The 21,457-nt window shown below is 65.2% G+C and carries 12 protein-coding genes; all 12 read right to left on the minus strand.

What is annotated here, in order from left to right; translation table 11 throughout:
* Positions 1–19: 19 nt before the first annotated feature.
* Entirely contained in the window at positions 20–934 is a 915-nt protein-coding gene (locus DIE06_RS17350) for a UDP-3-O-acyl N-acetylglycosamine deacetylase (RefSeq protein ID WP_124662551.1), read from the minus strand.
* A complete protein-coding gene (locus DIE06_RS17355; protein ID WP_124662552.1) occupies positions 931–8,550 on the minus strand; it encodes a type I polyketide synthase in 7,620 nt (2,539 codons plus the stop codon). Before DIE06_RS17355 ends, DIE06_RS17350 begins: the two co-directional genes overlap by 4 nt.
* Before the next feature lie 2 nt (positions 8,551–8,552).
* Positions 8,553–10,085 (minus strand): LTA synthase family protein, encoded by a 1,533-nt coding sequence (locus DIE06_RS17360; RefSeq protein ID WP_260433638.1) that lies wholly within the window; start codon positions 10,083–10,085, stop codon positions 8,553–8,555.
* 1 nt (position 10,086) lies between these two features.
* Positions 10,087–10,872, minus strand: coding sequence for an SDR family oxidoreductase (locus tag DIE06_RS17365; protein ID WP_124662553.1), 786 nt, complete (start codon positions 10,870–10,872; stop codon positions 10,087–10,089).
* 1,115 nt (positions 10,873–11,987) lie between these two features.
* On the minus strand, positions 11,988–13,463 hold the full coding sequence (locus tag DIE06_RS17370) for a glycosyltransferase (protein WP_124662462.1): 1,476 nt from the start codon (positions 13,461–13,463) through the stop codon (positions 11,988–11,990).
* A 15-nt stretch (positions 13,464–13,478) separates the two neighbouring features.
* Positions 13,479–14,564: a glycosyltransferase gene (locus DIE06_RS17375; RefSeq protein WP_124662463.1), complete on the minus strand. Its 1,086-nt coding sequence runs from the start codon at positions 14,562–14,564 to the stop codon at positions 13,479–13,481.
* A complete protein-coding gene (locus tag DIE06_RS17380) occupies positions 14,545–15,885 on the minus strand; it encodes a glycosyltransferase (RefSeq protein WP_124662464.1) in 1,341 nt (446 codons plus the stop codon). The genes DIE06_RS17375 and DIE06_RS17380 overlap by 20 nt, the downstream gene beginning before the upstream one ends.
* Positions 15,882–16,856: a polysaccharide deacetylase gene (locus tag DIE06_RS17385; RefSeq protein WP_260433639.1), complete on the minus strand. Its 975-nt coding sequence runs from the start codon at positions 16,854–16,856 to the stop codon at positions 15,882–15,884. The genes DIE06_RS17380 and DIE06_RS17385 overlap by 4 nt, the downstream gene beginning before the upstream one ends.
* Positions 16,857–16,858: 2 nt before the next feature.
* The gene (locus tag DIE06_RS17390; protein ID WP_124662465.1) at positions 16,859–17,410 is read right to left on the minus strand and encodes a hypothetical protein; all 552 of its coding nucleotides are present in this window, start codon (positions 17,408–17,410) and stop codon (positions 16,859–16,861) included.
* Positions 17,407–18,435 carry a glycosyltransferase gene (locus DIE06_RS17395; RefSeq protein WP_221624057.1) on the minus strand — a complete coding sequence of 343 codons (1,029 nt, stop codon included), beginning with the start codon at positions 18,433–18,435 and terminating at the stop codon, positions 17,407–17,409. Before DIE06_RS17395 ends, DIE06_RS17390 begins: the two co-directional genes overlap by 4 nt.
* Before the next feature lie 80 nt (positions 18,436–18,515).
* Entirely contained in the window at positions 18,516–19,685 is a 1,170-nt protein-coding gene (locus DIE06_RS17400) for a nucleotide sugar dehydrogenase (protein WP_124662467.1), read from the minus strand.
* Between the two features lie 342 nt (positions 19,686–20,027).
* Complete coding sequence (locus tag DIE06_RS17405) at positions 20,028–21,446, minus strand: BNR repeat-containing protein (protein ID WP_124662468.1); 1,419 nt, start codon at positions 21,444–21,446, stop codon at positions 20,028–20,030.
* Positions 21,447–21,457 lie beyond the last annotated feature (11 nt).

A 21,457-nucleotide genomic window follows, 5' to 3' on the forward strand; every position in this document is an offset into this window, starting at 1 on the left:
TCCGTCCGTTGCGTCCGCGTTACGCGGACACGTCGACCCATTCGTACGCGTCGGGCGTACCGAGCAACGCGCTGAGAAGTCTGTAGTTCATTTCGTGGGTGGGGCGATGCGCGGTGACGCGCCCGAGCAGCGGCGAGCCCGCGAGCGCAAGGTCGCCGACGAGATCGAGCACGCGGTGACGCACGAATTCGTCGGGCGCGCGCAGTCCGCCGATCACGTGATTGCCGATGATCGACGCCGTGCACGACGGCCGCGCGCCGCGCAGGATCGGCGTGCCCGTCAGGTAGCCGACCGCGATTGCCGGCACGGCCCACTTGATCCGCCCGTACGACCGCGACGACGAAATCTCGCTGGCAAACGTCCCCGGCGTGAGCTCGCCGTCCCACTGCATGTCGCCGAACCCCTTGAGATCGTCGCGCACGCTGAATTCGTATCGCTCCGCGGGCTCGACGCGCAATGTGCGCCGTGACGCGCCCTCGCCGTCGGCCACGCTCACCGCCTTCAGCACCCGGAGAAAGCGCTTCGAACGCTGCCATTCGGCACGGCCGCCGGCCGTGATCGCATCGATCCACGGGCGTGCGCTACCGTCGAGAATCGGCACCTCTTCCGCATCGAGTTCGACGATTGCATGATCGATCTCGCAGGTCAGCAGCGACGCGAGCAGGTGCTCGACCGTACGCACGCCCATGCCGTCGTCGGCACGCAGCATCGTGCAGAGCGGCTGCGCGCGACGCACCGCCGGGCCGGCGGCAAGCATCCCCACTTCATGCTCGCCGCGCATGCGGCGAAACACGATCCCGTGCCGCTGGTCCGACGGCATCGCGGGCAGGATCCGCACCTGGACCCGGCGCCCGGTGTGCAGACCATGTCCGGTCATCGTCACCGGCCGGGCGACCGTCCCTTCGCTGGCCTGCCACCCCTGCGGCGCTTTCACCCGGCATGTACCGGCATCGACTTGCATGTTGCTGCCCCCTGGTTTTCGTGATCCTGATGACGTGCGAGTGTCGCCCGCGCCTCGGCGCCCAACGCATGCCGCGCGACCAGCGCTTCCGCCAGTTCGTCCGCCACCGCAGCCTTCTCGTCGCCGCTGCGCGCATCGAGCAACTCGACGATGCGCCCGGCCAGCGTATGCACCGTCGCGCCTTCCGCGATCGCCATGATCGACAGCTTGACGCCGAAGGTCTCCTCGACGGCCATGCCGAGTTCCATGCCCATCAGCGAGTCCATTCCGAGATCGAGGACCGACCGGCCGGCATCGACGCGCTCCGGCGACATGTGCAGAATCCGCGCGATCTGGCCGCGCAGCGCCGTCTCGACGAGCGCGACGGCATCGGCAGGCGGCAATGCACGCAATTGCTCCAGCAACACGCGGTCCTCGCTCGCCGTCTCGGCCGCCCCACCCGTCTGCAACGCCGCGTAACGCCGCGCGTGCGCAGCCGGCATGCCGCGCGAGATCGCATCCCAGTCCAGGCGCACGACGGCTTCGCCGGCAGCCCCTCGGGCAAGCGCATGTTCGAGCGCGGCCATCGCCTCGTCCGACGTGATCGACGCACCGCCGATCCGCGACTGCAACGCCTCGCGCGTACCGGCGTTGCGGGCCAGGAAGCCGACATCCTCGATCGGCCCCCACGCCATGAACATGGCCGGCTGGCCGGCCGCGCGACGATGCGCGACCAGCGCCTCGAGGAAGCCGTTGGCGGCGACATACGCACCCTGCCCCGGGTTGCCGAGAAAGGTCGTCGCCGACGAATACACGACGAAGAAATCGAGCGCGCAACGCCGCGTCGCGCGATGCAGGTTCCACGCGCCCGCCACCTTCGGTTCGAGCACGGCCGCGAAGCGCGCGTCGTCGACGTTGCGCAGCAGCCCGTCGTCGATCTGCATCGCCGAATGCAGCACCCCCTTGAGCGGCGTCCCGCGACGCTCGATCGCGTCGATGAGGCCGTCGAGTGCCGTGCCGTCGGTCACGTCGCATCGCGCGACCGACACGTCCGCACCGAGCGCGTCGCGCCAGCGATCGGCTTCCGCCTGCATCGCGGCGCCCAGTGCGCCGCCGCGACTCGCGAGCGTCAGGTGCCGCGCGCCGCGCTCGATCATCCAGCGTGCGGTCGCGAAGCCCAGCCCGCCGGTGCCGCCGACGATCAGGTACGCCGCCTGCGGGTCGAGCCGCAGCGTCGGCACCGCGACGCCGCGCGTCGGTACCGGCGTGCCCGACGGATAGGTGACCAGCACCTTGCCGATCTGGCGCGCCTGCTGCATGTAGCGGAACGCTTCCTCCGCACGCGCGGCCGGGAACGCGCGGTACGGCAACGGATGCAGCACGCCGTCCGAGAACAGGCCCATCACTTCCTCGAACAGTCGTGTCGTCAGCGACGGCAGCACACCCATCAGCTGATCGGCGTCGATGCCGAAATAGCTGATGTTGTTGCGGAACGGCCGCAGGCCGATCTGGCTGTTCTCGTAGAAGTCGCGCTTGCCGAGTTCGAGGAAACGGCCGAACGGACGCAGCGTATCGATGCTGCGCACCATTGCTTCGCCCGCGAGCGAATTGAGCACGATGTCGACGCCTTCGCCGTGCGTGCGCGCAAGGATCTCGTCGGCGAACGCGAGGCTGCGCGAATCGAACACGCGGTCGACGCCGAGCAGGCGAATGAACTCGCGCTTCTCGTCGCTGCCGGCCGTGGCGAAGACTTCCGCGCCAAGATGGCGCGCGATCTGGATCGCCGCGATGCCGACCCCGCCCGCGCCGCCGTGCACGAGCACGCGCTCGCCGCGTCGCAGTCGCGCCAGTTCGCACAGTGCGTAGTACGCGGTGAAGAACGTCGTCGGGACCGTGGCGGCCTCCTCGAACGACATCGTGCCGGGCTTGCGTGCGATCGCGGTTGCGCGCGTGACCACGCGCGTCGCGAACGATGCCGGCGCGAAACCCAGCACCGCGTCGCCCGGTGCGAAGCCGTCGACGTCCGCGCCGACCCGGATGACGCGTCCCGACATTTCCATGCCGATCGTCGCGCCCGCGAAGCCCGTCTCGACGGCTTCGTCGGACAGCAGCCCCATCGCGTACATCACGTCGCGGAAATTGAGCCCGGTCGCCACCGGCTCGATCTCGACGTCGCCGGGGGCAAGATCGCGTGCCGGCATCGCGAACCATTCGAGGTTGCGCAACGAACCCGGCATGTCGAATGCAAGCCGTGCGCCCGGGCGGTCCGATGCGGTCGACAGCGGATTGCCACGCTCGTCCGCCTGCGCGGCCGGCAGCATGCGTGGCACGTAGCGACCCCGCGGCGCGAGCAGCACTTCTTCCTCGCCGTCGTCGCCGAGCAGCGCGATCGCAAGCTGCTGCGCCGGTTGCTCGACGGCCTGATCGACGTCGATCAAGCGGATCGGCAGCGTCGGATACTCGTTCGCCATCACGCGGCCGAGGCCCCACACCGTTCCCTGTTCGGGATGTGACGACGTACCGGCGGCAAACGGCGCACCGCCGCGCGTCACGACGCACAGTCGGCCGCGCTCCGTCGCGCCGGCCGCGTCGAGATCGCGCACGAGCGATGCCAGTGCGAGCGCGCCGCCGTGCTGGGCGCGCATCACGGCCGCACCGTCGGCCGCGTCGAGCGATGCAAGCGGCGCGACGAACACGACATGCGCCGGATGCTCGGCCGGCTGCCGTGCCGACCATGCCGCGGCGTCTCGCGCCGCTGCCGACTCGACGCGGCAACCCAGCCGCTCGAGCTCGCCCGCCAGGGCGATGCCGAGCGCGTCGTCATCGTCCCGCACGATCAGCCACTGCGCGCCGTCACGCTCCGCCATGCAACGCACGCGATCCTCGTCCCGCGATGCGTCGGCCGTCTGCTCGTCGGCAACCGGCTTGCGCGCGACGACGAACGTCGGCATGCCCTCGAGATCGAGGCCTTGTTCGGTATCACGCACCACGTCGACCAGTCCGGCACGTTCGCACATCGACTCGATCGCGGCGGGCGCCAGCGCGCCGTACGCGCCGGCGGCAACTTCGCCACCGGCCGTGCCGAACACGATGTCGGAGAACCGGCTGCGTCGCGCATCGGCGACGACGACGAGCCCGCCCGGTGCGAGCCGTTCGGCGATCGCCGTCAGCGCGGCGAGCGGATCCGGGTGATCGCCCAGCATCCGGTTGACGATCACGACGTCGAACGGCGTCGTATCGTGGCATTGCGAGAACAGCGGCGCGTCGGTCGCGAACACCAGCGTCCGCACATGCGGGTGCGCTTCAGCATCGAACCCGGCGAGCTGCTGCTGCGTACCCGCCAGCAGGTATTCGCAGCGACCGGCCGGCACACCCACGTCGAGCGGTTGCAGCACGTCGCCGCTCGCGGCACCGATCTCCAGTACCCGCAAGCGGCGGGCGTCCGGCCACGCCGCGACAGCCTGCGTCACGCAGGCGGCGAGCAGCGCGCGCGCATGCGCCCAGGTCGGCGATGCATCGAAGAACTGTTCGACCAGACTGCGACCGGTCGACGACAGCAGCGCCCCCTCGGGCGACGCGTCGCGCAGCACGCGCGGCAGCGCCGCGCCGACGTGTGCCAGCAACGTCAGTTCCGCGACATGAGCCGGCGATGCCGCCAGCACGTCGCGCCACAGCGCGTCACGCGCAGGCATTGCCGCGCAGGCTGCGTCATCGCGAACCAGACGATCGCCTTCGAAACGGGCCAGCCCGTCCTCGACGACGATCTCCGCCAGTCGCGCGACCAGCCGCGGGTGCGTGTCCGTCGGGAGCGCCGGCTGGGCGAAGATGCCGAGCGCATCCAGTGCATCGAGCGCATGCAGACCGGCAAGCACGTCGAGCAGCGGCAGCATTTCGGTCAGGTGCTGCGTGCGGCGCGCGCGGTCCTCACGCGCCGCGACCCGCGCGTTCGCACGCTCGACGAGCGCGCCCGGCTGCGGCAGCGCGGCCGCCGTGTAACCGGCCGGCAGCGGCCGCGCTTCGAGCACGTAGGCAAAGCGCGCCGGCGCGCCGTGACGGCGCCCGGCGAGATCGACGCGACGGAAGCGGCACGCGGAAAGGCGCGCGACGATCCCGCCGTTGGTATCGATGAATTCGAACGACGCGACGATCGAATGCGGGCTGCGGCGGTGAATGCGCGCCAGCACGCGACGAATCGATTCGCCGCTCAGGAAATCGACACGGCCGATCTGGACCGGAACGAACGCCGCATGCGCATCGTCCGGCGCGGCACCGGCCTGCCCCAGCACCGCGAACAGCGGATGGAAACCGCTGTCCATCAGCGCGGGATGCAGCAGATAGTCCGACCGCGCACGCGCATCGGCCAGGACCGACGGCACATCGAGCTCGGCAAGCGCGTCGTCGCCCGACACGCACAGCGACCGAACCCACCGGAACGCCGGTCCGTAGCTCAGACCGATTGCCGCCGTACCCGCATACAGCGCGGCGCCGGACAGCGCCGGACACGACTGCAGGCGGGCGATGACGGACGCATCCGGCGTGCTGTCCGCGTCGAGCGTATTGCCGCTTTCGAGCAGGCGCCCCGTCACGTTCAGGTTCCACGGGCCGTCCGTCATCCGGTCGCGCGTCTCGATCGTAAACGACGCCGTGCGCACGTCGATCGCGAGCCGGAACAGCTTCGCGTGCTGCGGCTGGAACACGACCGGCATGCGGATCTCGACGTTCTCGATGGCAGCATCCGGCGTGCCGAAGAACGTGCGCGCCGCCGCGAGCGCCATTTCGACATAACCGGCACCGGGGAACGCGACACCGCCGTCGACGACGTGGTCGGCGAGCATCGGCACGCGCTGCGGATCGAGCTGGTTCTCCCACGCGAACGCATGCTCGTGCAGGCGATAACCGAGCAGCGGATGATCGACGCGCCGGTTCACGAGCCCGTAGCCCTCGACGCTCGGCACGAGCCAGTAGCGCTCGCGCTGCCACGGATAAGTCGGCAGCGCTGCCGCGGCGTGCGGCACATCGGGCACGAAGCGGTCGAGATCGACGCGCGCGCCTTGCGCAACCGCCGACAGGATCGAATGGGCGAGTATCTCCGCGCTATCGTGCTGGCGCTTGAGCGTCGGCACGACGATGCCCGGCGCAACGCGCGCCGCAAGCGTCTGCTTCACGTAGGTACGCAAGATCGAGTGCGGCGCGATCTCGACGAACACGCGCACGCGATCGTCGGCCAGGCGGGAAATTGCGTCGCCGAACCGGACCGGCTCGCGAATGTTGCGCCACCAGTAGCCCGCATCGAGCGCGGTGCCCGGCAGCACGTCGCCCGTCACCGTCGACACGAATCGCGTATGCGTCTCGCGCGGCGCGAGATCGGCCAGCCCGTCGCGCACGACCGGCTCGATCGCGTCCATGCGGCTGCTGTGGAACGCGTAGTCGAGGTCGAGCATCTGGTAGAAATGGCCTGCGTCCGCGAGCGCCGCGCCGAACGCTTCGAGCGCGGCTTGCGAACCTGCGAGCGTCACCGAGTCGGGGCTGTTGGTGCCCGCGATTTCAATCGCCGCGGCGAGATCGAGACGCGCGATCCAGTCGCGCGCCGCGGCTTCGCCGACGCCGGCCGCCGCCATCCTGCCCGCGCCACGCGTCAGGCCCTGGGCACCGCTGCGAATCCGGATCACGCGCACGGCCTCGGCGAGCGTGAGCGCGCCCGACGCCCAGGCCGCAGCGATCTCGCCGACGCTGTGGCCGACCGCCGCGTCGAAGCGGATGCCGCGCGCGGTCAGCACATGCGTGATACCGACCTGCATCGCGAACAGCAGCGGCTGCGCGTTCTCGGTCGCGGCGAGCCATTCGGCGTCGACACCTTCGCACATGACTTCGACGAGCGACGCGTTGCCGTCCGCACGCCAGAGCGCATCGACTTCGTCGAGCGCCGCGCGAAACACCGCATCCTCGGCATAGAGCCGCTTGCCCATCCCGGCCCATTGACAGCCGTTGCCCGCGTAGACGAACGCAACCGGCGCATCGCCTTCGACGGCGTGCCCCTGCACGGCGCACGCCGGCAGCCCACGCTCCGACGGCTCCGCAAGTGCAGCGAGCGCGGCGCGCCCTTCGGCCTGGTCGGCCGGTGCGACGACCGCGCGATGCTCGAGCCACTGGCGACGCCGTGCGGCGGCGGCCGCGAGTGCGGCCCAGTCGGCACCCGCTTGCAGGCGTGCGAGATGGCGCGCGGCGACGGCTTCCAGCGCGGCGGGTGAGCGTGCGGTCAGGACGAGCGGCGGCAACGGCGCATCGATCTTTACGGTCGACTGCGCGGCTGGCGCCGGTACCGCCACCTCGGTGATGACGACGTGCGCATTCGTGCCGCCAAAGCCGAACGAGTTGATGCCGATCGTCAGCGGTGCATCGCCGCGCTCGAGCGGCGTGAAGCGATCGACCACGCGCAGGCGGCCGCCGTCGAAATCGATGCCCGGGTTCGGCGTGTCGAAATGCAGCGAACGCGGCACCGCGCGGTGCTTCAGGCACAGCACCGCCTTCAGCAGGCCCGCCATGCCCGACGCCGTTTCGAGGTGTCCGATATTGGTCTTGACCGAACCGATCAGCAGCGGATCGGATGCGGGCCGGCCGCCCGACACCGCATCGATCAACGCACGCGCCTCGATCGGATCGCCGACCGCGGTGCCCGTTCCGTGTGCCTCGAGATACGCGAGCGTGCGCGGGTCGATGCCCGCTCGCCGGTACACGGTGCGCAGCAGGTCCGCCTGCGTCGCAGCGGCCGGCACGTTGATGCCGCCGTGCGAATGGCCATCCGAATTCACGCCAGATCCGGCGATGACCGCGTGGATCGTGTCGCCATCGGCCAGCGCTTGGTCGAGCGGCTTGAGCAGCACGAACGCACCGCCTTCGGCCCGCACGTAGCCGTCGCCGGTCGCGTCGAACGCGCGGCAGCGGCCGCGCGGCGACAACATCGACGCCTTCGAGAAACTGACGAATCCGAACGGATGCAGCAGCAGGTTCACGCCGCCGGCCAGCGCCATCGCGGTTTCGCCGGACGCCAGCGCCCGGACCGCCTGATGCAGCGCGACGAGCGAAGACGAGCAAGCGGTGTCGACCGACATGCTCGGGCCGCGCAGATCGAACACGTAGGACACGCGGTTCGACGCGATGCTGAGCGTGTTGCCGGTTGCCGAATACGGATCGATCGTGTTCATGTCGTCCATATTGCGGTTGCCGTAATCCATGCCCGCCACGCCGACGAACACGCCGCAGTCGCGCCCGCGCATCGCGGCCGGACGCACGCCGGCGTCTTCGAACGCCTCCCACGCGAGCTCGAGCAGCAGCCGCTGCTGCGGATCCATTTGCGCTGCCTCGCGCGGCGAGATGCCGAAGAATTCGGCGTCGAATCCCGCGACGTCATCGACGACGCCCGCTGCGAACGTGTAGCTCTTCCCCGGCTCCCGCTTCGACGGGTGCTGGTAGAACGCCGTACCGAAACGGTCCGGCGGAATGGCCGTCACGGCATCGCGTTCGTCACACAGCAGTTGCCAGAAATCGTCGGGTCCCTCAACCCCACCGGGAAAGCGGCACGCTATCCCAATAATTGCAATTTTTTTTTCCATCATCACGCCGGCGTCTTCAGCATCCCGGTCGGCGACGCGGCGCGAGTGCAATCGACGTGCACCATCGCGCGCTGTATCGCGGCACCGAGACTCTCGACACGAACGTTTCGTTGCTCGCCGAAATCGTTCGCGAAGTTGCGCCAAATAAAGTAATCGCTATTGGTCGGTTCGGTTCCGAGCGCGTCGAACACCGAAGTCAAGGCAGGAACGTGATCGCCGTAAAAGCACAGCACGGTCGGTCGTTCCCGCTTGCGGAGATAATCAGTCAGCTTGCCGATCATGCCGTCGGCATGCTCGACGTGTCGAAGATAGGCGGTCAGGTCGCGCCAGCGCGCGTCGTCGCCGAGCGTATGCCGCGATGCGGATTCGCCCGGCCCCACCGGTTCCAGATGCAGCGGGCCGTGGTTTTCCATCGTGATCGCGAAGGCGAATACCGGCCTGTCGTCGCGCGCCTGGAGGGCCGCGATGATCGCATCGGCTACCGGACCGTCGCCGATATACGGCCCGATTCGCGCCGCACCGCCGAAATCCCGAATATCCAGAAAGCGGTCGAAATGCATGAACCGGAATGCCCGGTCGCGCCCGAAGAAATCGGCGTGATACGGATGAATCGCGAGCGTGCGATACCCGCCTCGCCTGAACCAGCCCGCCAGCGACGCGCACGCGCGGCGCACATACATGTACGGATAAAAGCGCGAGTAGCCGAGCGCCGCCGACGGCAATCCCGTCAGCATCGCGAATTCGCTGCGCATCGTATTGGCGCCCCAGGCGGGAACGTCCAGGCTGCCCTGTGCGAATGCCTCGCGGCGTGCGCGGTCGAGATTCGCATACGGCGCCGACAGCACACATGTGCCGAGACGCCGCGCGTCGAAATAGGATTCGCTCTGGATGACGATCACGTCCGGTGTGCTGTCCGGACGGCCGCCGGAGAACGGCCCGGCGTCGACCGCGCGAAAGAACGCATTGCGTTCCGCGCGCCGCAGCCCGTTGACGAGGTAAGCGACGAATGCCGCGAAGAAACCCGTCCGGCGCTGGTCCGCCATCGGATCGAGCGTCAACGGGATGCGACGCGACAGCGCGATACAGAGCGGCACGCAGGCGGCCGCGATCAGTGCGGCGGCGCAACGCGCCAGCGTGCCGGCCGGTTGTTCGAGCAGAAACCCGGCCGTCGCGACCGCCACGGCGGCAACGATGCCGAGCACCTTGCCGGCACTCAGGAACGGCAGGTAAAGACGCGGATGAGCGAAGACCTGGCTGAACAGGCTCAGGTCCGTAAAGACGAAGGGCTCGCGCAGGGATTCGTATTTTGCGTTGCTGATGACCGCCAGCAAGGCGATCAGCACGAGCGCGACGGACGCCGAGAAAAGCGGCCGTGCCGTCACGGCGAAAGTCGCGCCCGCCACGATGGCGAACGCGCAGACATGCAGTGCGATCGCCGCCGGGGAACGGGCGAGCGACGCGCGCGGATACGCGATGGCCTCTACGAGAAATGAGAGTGCGGCTGCAACAGCCGCGAACGCGAATCCGGGCAACACGTCACGCCTTCCCGCGCGGGAGATAGGACAGACGACCGAGAATGGCATCCGCCAGCGTGGCCGGCAGCAGGCGCAGCAACTTGATGCCGAAGGCAAGACTGAACGGAAAGGCGATTTCCACGCGGCGTCGCGCGAGGCGCTTCTTGATGTATCCCGCAGCCTTGTCCGCGCTCCACATGAACGGCTTGCTGCCCGGGAAGACGTCGCTCATCGCCGTGCGGACAAAACCCGGCATCACGACCGACAGGCCGATGCCCTCGCGTGCGAGGATCGGGCGCACGGAATCGCAGTAGGCGACCAGCGCCGCCTTGCTCGCGCAATAGGCGGGCGAGATGGCCATGCCCCGCAATGCGGCGAGCGAGCTGACGACCGCGATCTGTCCGTTCCGGCGCATGCGCATCCGGTCGATGGCCGGCAGCACCGCATGCAATGCGCCGTACAGGTTGGTATCGACGACGTCGGCGGTGCGCGCCATGTGCTCCCAGTCGTCGGCGGACTGCAGCGTGCTGGCTACGCCTGCATTCGCAATCATCAATTCGATCGGATGCCGCGTATCGAAATCGATCATCCAGTCCTGGACGGTGGCCGAATCGCGCACGTCCATGCAGCCGATCACGACGTGGGCGCCACGCGCACGGCACTCCGCAGCGACGGATTCCAGCCGCGCGGAATTTCTGCCGATCAACCCCAGCGTGGTATCGGGCGCGGCATAACTCAATGCCAGCGCGCGTCCAAGCCCGGCACTACTGCCGGTTATCACGATTGCGCGTGGCCTGTTTGCGCTCATCTGCCCTCCCCGGTTGCGAATATTGCTGTTTTTCATCGTTTTAAACGGACATTTTTTTCAGCGGCTCGTCTGGTTATCGATCTCCAAGCGCCAAGCGCTGCCTGATATCCCGATCAAGCAGCGGACAACATCGTCGATTTAATGTGTTTGATTATTTCGTATGATTTGACTACGACCGCAACATGCAACGCATTGGTATGGCATGTCGACGCAACGACATGCGACCGCCCGAATCAGGGTTGCGAAAAAATATGCGGACCATGCAGCGACCGACACGACATGGAAATTTGCGCGGCACGAAAGACAACTGACCGGGAGCTTACAACGTGCCGACGCGATCATACAGCAATATTAATATTCGGGTAATACCTTACACGTTACAACTGCTTACATGGGGCGCGCGCCCGGCCGGTCCCGCTCCATGCAAAGGTAAAAACTCGCGCTATCTGCAATCCTCGAGTACCGGCAGCACACCGATTCTCGACCCGCAAATGTCGGAAAAAAATGCCGGGCTGTTCCGCTGGCCGTCCGGCACCGGTCCGCTCTCAAGATGCTTTAATCGCGCAGATCGCCGATGCGCGCGTCGCCGCACGACGGACTGCATGCGGAAATCCTGCAAGCAATTCTTAAAATTTCCCGGCTATCTGTCAGACATGTCCCTCCGACTTGGCGGGTTCGACGAGAGACTGTTGATGGCATTCTGCCCCGTCCAATCGGGACGGACAGAATTCCTCGAATGTTCTTTGCAAATCTTGATGATCCTTCGACTCGCTTGATCCGCTGGACCCTGTATGGAAGTCGTCAGGCGCCGCCGTCAGATCGGCGCCAGACCGGCGAAGCGAGCGAAACCAGATGGCCGCGTCATCGGTAAAAAGCGGAATGTACCGCCCTCCGGCCAAACGAGCTGGCCTGGCCGGTCAGCGCATCGGCCGCCCGCGGAATTCGTCGTACCGCATCGATTGTCATTGTGTGTTCCCTCATCGCGCAAATATCCGTGCTTCCTCCGATGCCGACAATTTCTTTACATTGGTCGCATGCCAGAAAGGAAGCCGCCCTTGACGAATCGGCAATCCTTGCCCGACACCTGGACTGATTCGACTGCGCGCACGCTGAAATCACGATTGCCCACGGGCACGACGCTCTTGCCACGACCAATAGAGAACCATGCCGAAACCGACGCAAACCGTTACATTGAGCGGTATCAGAACGTAGTTCTTCTTCTGAATCGCCAGCAAAATCGTCAAGAGTGAATAGGCGAACGTGGCGATTTCCCCGGCCAGCAGAACCGCATTGATGCGCGGCATCGTCGATCGATAGGCTTCCTTGCCTTTTGGCGTGCGGTGAAAGCCGCTATACACGCCGAAAACCGCACGCACGCCTCCCGCGAAGTAATACCAGGCCATCGGCAAAAACATCGCGATATAAAGATAGGTATCCCATACGGTTTTCAGAACACTCGGCTGGTCGTCGAATCTCGCGCCCTTGCGCGAACCGAACGCATTCGCAAGGGCCCAGATTGCCACCAGTACAAAAAAGGCGAATGCGCCGAGATGAATACCCTCGCCGTCGAAATGCACCAGGCAGGTCAACGGCAGGCTGAGCAGGATCAGCACATAGATCGAAGCCAGCAGCACGGACGAGAACATCACCGAGATCGCGTGCATCCGCTTCATCAGGGGCATGCTTTGCGACAGCATTTGCCCGACATGCTTGAACCCGCTGTGGATCAGGCCGCGCCCCCAGCGCTCCCGTTGAATGCGAAATGCGCTGATGGTTTCCGGCAGCACCGACATGGAAACGACATCTCGCAGATACGCGTATTTCCATTCGCCGAACTGCGCGCGATAGCCGAGGTCCACGTCTTCGGTGACCGTCGACGCATTCCAGCCGCCCAGCGCATCGACGCATTCCTTGCGCCACACACACGAGCTGCCGCTCAGCGAAGCCATGTCGCCGTCCTCACTCAGCCCCACCGTCACGTATTGCTGGTGGCCCATTTCCATGGCCTGGAAGCGTGTCAGGAACGACGCGTCGCGATTCTCGTAACCAATGCCGGTCTGAAGGAAGCCGAGCTTCGGGTCGGTGAAGCACGGAATGGTCTTCAGCAGGAAATCGGCGGGCGGCACGAAATCCGCATCGAAGATCGCAAAGAACTCGCCGGACGACTGCTGGAGGCCGTTGACCAGGTTGCCGGCCTTGTAGCCCGTTCGCGACTGGCGCTTGACGAGCCGGATGTTGATTCCGTCGGCGGCGTAGCGGTCGACTTTCGCGCGTGCCAGTTTCGTCGTCGCATCCGACGAGTCGTCGAGCACCAGGATCTCGATCTCGTTCGGCGGATAGGTCAGTCGGCAGGCCGCGTCGATCAGCCGCTCGACCACCTCGGACTCGTTGCAGATCGGCAGCAGCACGCTGACCCGCGGATGAAATCCGTCTTCGGAGATCCGCACGGGCTGCCCGAGGTCGGTCAGCTTGCGCCGTTCGACCTTGCGGGAAATCAGCAGGACGCGCAGCTCGAGCAGCACGTACAGCGCGAAATAGAGCACCACCAGCAGGAAGACCAGCTGGGCGGCGTAGGAAAGCAGCGCGAGCATCGTGACGGCTTCCCCTCAGATCTTCACGACGGCGCAGATTTCTTCCAGCCGGTGCGCCCACGTATGGTTCTGCCGTACGTAGCGCGCCCCTGCCTCGGCCCTGTCCAGATCGTCCTGCGACGGGCCGTGCCGAAGCCGCGCAAACAACTCCCGCGCCTCGTCAGGCGTATCGATCACGTGGCAGAACCCGCGGAAATACCGGTCGACCGCGCGGCTCGCGTTGGTCACGGCGATGCCGCCGCACGCGAGGATTTCGACCAGGCGCCGCGAGAACATCGTCTCGGAGCCCGTCACCGAATTCACGTTGATCGAGATCGCATGGGACTTGTACACATGTGCCGTCTCCCGATGCGGCACCTTGCCATGCACGCGCAGCCCGTTCCTCTTCGGATAGCGAAACTCGAAGAAGCGCGACAGGCGATCGTGATTGCGGTCGAATACGTTGAGCGGCAGATTGCTCTGCTCGCAGGTATCGAACACCATGTCGAGAAAGCGGCGGCGTTCGTTCAGGATGCGCCGGTAATAGCTGCCCGTGAAGCACGCCTCGTTGCGCACGAAATTGAAGCCCGAGAAGTTGTGCGACGCAGGCTGATACGGCATCACCAGCGTGTTCACCGGCACATGCGCGGGCACCTGCCGCCGATACCGGTCCAGACACTCCTCGTCGGTCGTGAACACGTAGTCGAATGCCTTCGCCACGTCGATGAACGTGTCGAAGAACGCGCCGTCGTCCTTGTTCCAGAATACGGTCGGCACGCCCGCGCGCCTGGCGAAATCGACCAGGCGAAAGATCGCCGTCGGCTTGCCCAGGCGCATCGGCGGCGACTGTCGCGCCAGCTCGTAGCGCCAGCTTCCGTCCACGCCATGAAACGCCGATTCCACGAGCACGAGATCGGGCTTCCAGTTGCCGATCACGTCCGCGTAGTTGGCAGGCGTCATGATGCGTACGCGGCATTCCGCCGACAGGCAATCGGCCGTGAAGTAGTCGGTGACGAGCGCAATCTTCAGGCGCCCGAAGCGCCCGGCCTGCTCCACGTCTTCCGTAACCGTCGGGTAGTCGTAGACCCACGAACCCAGTTTTCTAATGACCGTGCCGACCATTTAACCCCTCACCCTGCGACATCGGCAGTGCGTTCATGACAAATTCGCGCCAGCGGCGCTGCGTGGCCGCGTATTCTCTCGCCTGGCCGCGGAACGCCGCGAGCGCAGCGCGATCGGACAGCGCCACATCGATGACCCGTGCCAGGTCGACCGCATCGCCGGCCTTGAAGAACCAGCCGGCCGGACGCGGCCCCATTTCGTCGCGAAACACCGGCAAATCAGGCACGATCACCGGCTTGCCCATCGCGAGCGCCTCCACGAGCTTGATCGGCGGCACGATCTCGCAAACCTTGAACGGCTTGCGCGGGATGCACACCAGCGCGCAACGGCCGAGCGTCGTGCGCGCCTGCTCCGGCGAGGTCCGGCCCAGAAAGCGAATCTGCGCCGACAAGCCGAGGCTTCGAACCTGTGCCTCCAGCGCCGGCCGTGCCTCGCCTTCTCCGACGATCTCGACCCGCACCGTGCTCCCTTCTCCCCTCAACCGCCCGACCGCATCGATCAACGTATCGAGCCCTTCATAGCCGATCAGCGAACCTGCATAGCCGATCGTGTCGACATCGATCTCCTCGGGTGCCGACGGCGTAAACCGTTCGGGGTCCACACAATTCGGCAGCAGATGCATCCGCTCGCCGGCAATCCCCCAGCGGTTGCGCGCGAACCGCCCCAGCTGCGCCGAGATCACGAACAGCTTGTCCGCGTGACGGGCCACCAGGCCCTCCAGTTGCAGCCCCTGCACGAACGCCTGCCGACCTTCGTATTCCGGCATGCGCGAGATGCGCGTCAACTCCCACAACCCGCGCATCTCGTACTGGAACGGGATGCCCAGTTGCCGCGCCGCCAGCAGGGCCGGCAGCGCATTCACGTGATTCGACGCCGCGTGGATCACGGACACGCGATGCTGCATGGCCACGCGCGCGATGACGGGCGCCGCCTGCAACGCATACATCAGCACCGGCCGGTTGTTGAACGGTGCGTTCGCATGCAGATACCGGACCTCGCTGACCTGCGTTTCGCTTCCGGCGACATCCGTCAGGCGATCCACGCGATCGCCGGGATAACCGGGCCGCGTCAGCGGATGCACGCGACCGCCCGCGGCTGCCAAGGCGCGAACGACTTCATGCGTGCGCGTCGTATAGCCGCTCGTGTGATACGGCAATGCGCTCGCCGCCACGTACAGCATGCTGTCCGGATCGCCGACGAACGGCACGCCGCGCGAAGGCTGCGTCAACTTGCGCTCGAGCACATGCGCCGTCAGTCGACGGCTCATCGCGCGCAGCGGCTCGGTCACCGCCGTCTGCAACGATTCGAGCGTCGTGCTCATGCTTTCGCCGCTCCGGCCGACTTCAGTTCGGCATGGGCGAGATCGGTCGTATGCGTGGTCCGGATCTTGCCGCGGGCCTGCAGGTCCAGGAATTCCGCCGTCGTGATCACGTCGTAATCCTTCGTCAGGCGCGACAGGAGCTTCCGGTAGCCTTCGACGCGCTGGTCGTCCCGGTAGGTCGCATGCCCGTTTTCGTCCCAATACAGCAGCGACCACGAATGGAGCAGGAAGATCGAGAACGTCGGGCTGCCGCTGAACGCGTCGAGCAGCAGCTTGCCCCACCACGGACGGAACCGGAAGTACGGCGATTCAGGGTAAGTCAGGCGTGCCCACCATTCTTCCTTGCCGACCTTCGGCAGGATCTTCTTTTCCGTCATCGGCACCTCGATCACGCCATTCGACCACTGGAACGGCAGATTCGTGGGCTCGCTGTAGTTGCACTGCCCGGCATGGACGGCGCACAGGGAATTGTTGAACGACAGTTGTACGCCGGTCGACTTCAGCGCCCGGATCGTCGACGCGTTCCAGCGGAACGAACCGGCACGGTGCGCCAGCACCGGCTTGCCCGTTTCCGCCGAAATCAGCCCGCCGAAGTGGCGAATCACGAACTCCGCACGCGCATCGTCCGTGTATTGATTCATGTATTGCGGCCGCCGTGCCAGGCCGTGCTCGGCCCAGAACGCGTCCGGCAGGTATTCGGGATGCGTATGCAGTTGCACGTCCTGCCCCACGGCATCCAGCCGACGCACGACCTCCTTCGTCTCGTCGAGATACGCATACGCGCCGCACTGGTCCACGAAGAACACGTGCTTGACGCCGAACTCGTCGCCGATCGAAGCCATTTCACCGACCCCCGCCCGCCCCTTCTCGTGCACACCCCACATCAGCCGTTTGACGTGATCTTCCGTGGCGCGCTTCGGCAGCGCCTCGGTATCCACCGTCAACATGGCATAGCGATTTCTATCCATCATGTTCAGTTCACTTCCACCAATGCCTTCCAGTCGGCGTCGTTGGCCTGCGCCGCGGCCGGCGGCACGATCCGCGCATCGCGATAGCGCCACGCGAGATACGCGCGCTTTCTCTCGCGATAGGAACGATCGTCGCCGCTCAATTCCGGCAGGTATTCCACCAGCCAGCCCAGCCGCGAATAGAAGGCGAAATCGGCCACGTCGGTCACCAGTACCGGCGCCAGCGCATCGTTACCCTTCAGCCGCGCGGAAAAGCCTTCGCATGCGCGACGCAATGCATCGCGCTCCGTACCCGGCGCCCAGATCAGCAGCGTGTTCGCTTCGGCCAAAACCGGTGCGTGCTTCAGGGTCGGCAGCCACGGATATTTCGTCACGTGAGGCGGAATCGCGCCCAACGTGGCCAGCACGCGCTTGACACCGCGCCACGCGCGCTCCTTCCGTGTGGTCGGCGGTTTCCCGGCGAGCAGGTCATGGCGCGTCAGCAGCGTCCAGTCGGGCTTCGCCGCCAGCGCGCGCAACTCGCGCCTCAAGGTCCGGGTCTGGTCGATGATGCTCAATGCGTTCGCCTCTTTTCAGTAATCCTGGCGATGATCTCGTCCGCCGCGAGCGACGCACCGTTCATCGGCACCGCGCGCTGCGCCGCCGCTGCCGCGGGCAACATGCCCAGCAGCGCGTCGACGGCGGCCTTGCGTTCCCGTTCGGTTTCGCACGCAGACACGACGGCCGGCATCACGTCGGCGACCATCCGCGCGCGGCGAACCTGGTCGTCCACCAGCTGCGCGTTGGGCACCAGCAGCGCCGGAACACCTGACTGCACCAGTTCGCAGCAGGTGTTGTAGCCCGCTGCGCCGACAAATGCATCGAACGCGCGCAGATAGCGCGCCAACGGATAGACCGAGACCGGCAACACGCCGGCCGGCAATTCGACGTCACGCACCGAAATGGGCGCCCGCGCCCAGACCACCTGGAAGCCGGCCGCCTCGAACGCGGCGATCAGCCCGTGCCCGATGCCGGCGACATCCTTCAGGTTGCCCGGGCCGAGCGAAAAGAGGACGAAGCGACCCGCCTGCGGCAGGCCAAGCGCGTCTCTCGCCGCTGCACGGTCGAGCAACTCGTCGTCCTCCAGCAGGCAGACCGGCGGAACCGTCAGCCGCGTGCCGCCGGTCGTCAGGGACCCGCGCGCCTCGGTCGCGCCCAGCTCACCGGGCTGGATCACGAGATCGAACAACGCCTCGTCCACCGGCACCGTCTTGGTATCCGCTTTGAGCAGCCCGCGATTGGACCACACGAGGACGGGCGATCCATACATCTCGCACGCCGTCAGCAGACCCTTGAACGGCCACGTGCCGTCGAATACGACCGCATCCGGACGAACCCGCTCCAGCATCAGGCCCAGCCGGACGGCCAGTTCGCTGTTCCAGCCGAACGTCGAACTCGACGACCAGTAATGAGACACGAAGTAGTCCGCTTCGAATCCCATCTCCTCGATGATCTCGATCGCCGACGCCAGCGAAAGGAAAAACGGGCGCGCGCGGCCCCGCAGGCGACGCGCGTACGCGAGGCAACGGTTCAGATGGCCCATGCCCGAGCCGTTCACGTTGAAGAACAGGATGCGCGGCAGCGCGCTCGCCGCACGCGCCGCGTGACCGGACTTCGGGTCGATCATGCGTCCCCGCCAAACAGGTCGCGCGTGTAGACCTTGCCTGCGACGTCGGTCAGATCGTCGGTCAGGCGGTTTGCAACGATCACGTCGGCGGAGCGCTTGAATTCGGCCAGGTCGTGCACGACCGAAGAATTGAAGAACGTCGATTCGTGCAATGCCGGCTCGTAGACGATGACCTCGACGCCCTTGGCCTTGATACGCTTCATGACGCCCTGGATGCTCGACGCGCGGAAATTGTCGGACCCCGCCTTCATCACGAGGCGGTAAATGCCGACGACCTTCGGCTTGCGCCTGAGAATGCTCTCGGCGATGAAGTCCTTGCGTGTGCTGTTCGACTCGACGATCGCGCGGATCAGGTTCTGCGGCACGTCGCGATAGTTGGCGAGCAGCTGCTTCGTGTCCTTCGGCAGACAGTAGCCGCCGTAGCCGAAGCTCGGGTTGTTGTAGTGCGCGCCGATGCGTGGATCGAGACAGACGCCGTCGACGATCTGATGCGTATCGAGACCGTGCTGCGCGGCGTAGGTGTCCAGCTCGTTGAAATAGGCCACGCGCATCGCCAGATATGTATTCGCGAAGAGCTTGATCGCTTCGGCTTCCGTGCTGCCCGTGAACAGCGTCGGAATGTCCTGCTTGATCGCTCCCTGCTTCAGCAGATCGGCAAACGCTTCGGCTCGCTCGGATCGCTCGCCGATCACGATTCGCGATGGGTGCAGGTTGTCGTACAGCGCACGGCCTTCGCGAAGGAACTCCGGCGAGAAGATCAGGTTGTCGCTGCCAAGTGCCGCACGCGTGCGCTCGGTGTAGCCGACCGGAATGGTCGACTTGATCACCATCACCGCGCGCGGGTTGATCGCCATCACGTCGCGGATGACGACCTCGATCGAGCGGGTGTTGAAGTAGTTCGTGTCCGGATCGTAGTCGGTCGGCGTGGCGATCACCACGTAGTCGGCCCCGGCGTACGCGTCTTCCTTGTCCAGCGTCGCGCGGAAGTTCAGATCCTTGTGGCGCAGGTAGTCCTCGATCTCGGCATCCTCGATCGGCGACTCCTTGCGGTTGAGCATCGCCACCTTCTCGGGGACGATGTCCAGAGCCACGACTTCATTGTGCTGCGACAGCAGGACGGCGTTGGACAGGCCGACGTAGCCTGTGCCGGCGATAGCGATTTTCATGCAAACATCTCTCAGACAGGTAAAGAAATCCGCTGCCTTCCTTCCGGCCAAGACAAGCGCGCCCGTAGGCGATTCGTGTCAGGAAAAGCAACTTCATTCCATTGCAGACATCCCGCAACGCCCGAGCCCGACGAGCCGTCGTCCAGGGAAGTCTGTTCAAATTCAGAGTGCCCGACATTGCATTTGAATGCCGCGCTTTCAGAGCCAGTCTAGCGTGCCAACAGGATCAAACCGACCACGTCGACACACTCAACTGCGAAGCGGGAGCCCCCGATATGCGGCAACGCACCCGCTTCTCGGGACATGACCCACAACCCTCACAATCCGTCGTCGCTTCACCGCCTAGTTCGAGGCGTCATGCAACGGCCGAATCGGTTTCAGCACCAGATCGGAAACGAAATTACACGGCACCGCGGCCTTGCAGTCCCTCGGACGATCTCGATTGTCCGCAGGTAAACTAAACCACGAAATTGCATAATTGGCGTCGGCACTATCTGGTGCTGAATCTCCAATTGCGACTGGACGAACATTCAACTCCGCGCCCTTCGGGGTCTGACGATCCCTGACGGCAATCGGCGGCGCCCAGACGCTTGCACCCAGCACCTGTCGAGCCTTGAGCGAATCGCCATCGTACACAAACGTCTTCGTACCGATATCCCGTTGATGAACCTGTTCGATCAGGCGCCCGTTTCTCATTTTCACACCCGAGAAATTGATCTCACTCGGAATCGTCCCGCCACCTCTCGGGTCCCACCGATAGGTCCATTGGGTCGCTGGCACTGACTTCCACTCGTCGCCCTCTCGTCTGGCGTGGAACAACTGTGTAGCACCGGTCGAATCGAATTTCAGGTATGAGATGACCGGGCGCCCCATTGCGTCGAAGCCGATCCTGACGTTGTTGATCAGTCCGCTACCCTTCGGAATGGCGTCCACAACTTCAGCTGTGGCTGGCGTGATGGGTAACGGCACAACCTCTCCTCGACTATTCTTCCAGGTGCGCAGATCAGAGCTCTTCGCATAATTGACGTTGAAGTTGGTTTCGACTTGGTAGGTCTCTCGCCAAACCCAGGCTACGTGGAAGAAGCCGTCCGGCCCTAACTGGTAATTGGAATGGTACGCATTGACCGTGCTCTTTCCCGAGTTCGGAGCAAAGATCGGCTGGTTTGTCCAGCGGACCCACCGCGAGCCTTCCAGCCGGTTGATCAACTCAATACCGTTACCACTCCGGCCAGATCGGTATGAATATCCGAGCGCGCCGTCAGCGAAGTGAAAAAAATACGGATAGGTCGTTCGAGTTTCGTCCGCTCCCGTCATCGGTCGTAGCGCGTCAAGACCAGTCAATCGATCCGGGCCGTCCGTTCGGGCATAAATCAATGGAGACACATGCATATTCCCCGATACATGTAGCCGGTTCTTGTCGTCCAGCACGAGGGAAATATAGTTATGCTCGTCCCACCCCTCGAAGCGAGACGGAACCCTGATTTTCTCCTTTTCACCAGTACATTTATTGATTTGCGCGACCGTGAGCCAGCGATCAGCGTCGTAGTAGGCGATGTAGACAAATTTCTTGCTCTCGAGAGAAGCGAACTCGACATGCGCACTCCCCCAGACCTGATCGATCGGCAGGTCTGGCGGCAGAGCCTTGCAGGAATCAACGTCGCTGCCTGCAAACGACGAAGTGGAAAAAGCCATCGCCCCCATAACAGCAAGACATCCGATCAAATATCTTGGCATTTCAACCCCTCTTTTGAGCAAAATCACTTTCCCAATCG

The organism is Burkholderia sp. Bp8998 (assembly GCF_003854235.1).
In the GTDB taxonomy this organism is placed as follows: domain Bacteria; phylum Pseudomonadota; class Gammaproteobacteria; order Burkholderiales; family Burkholderiaceae; genus Burkholderia.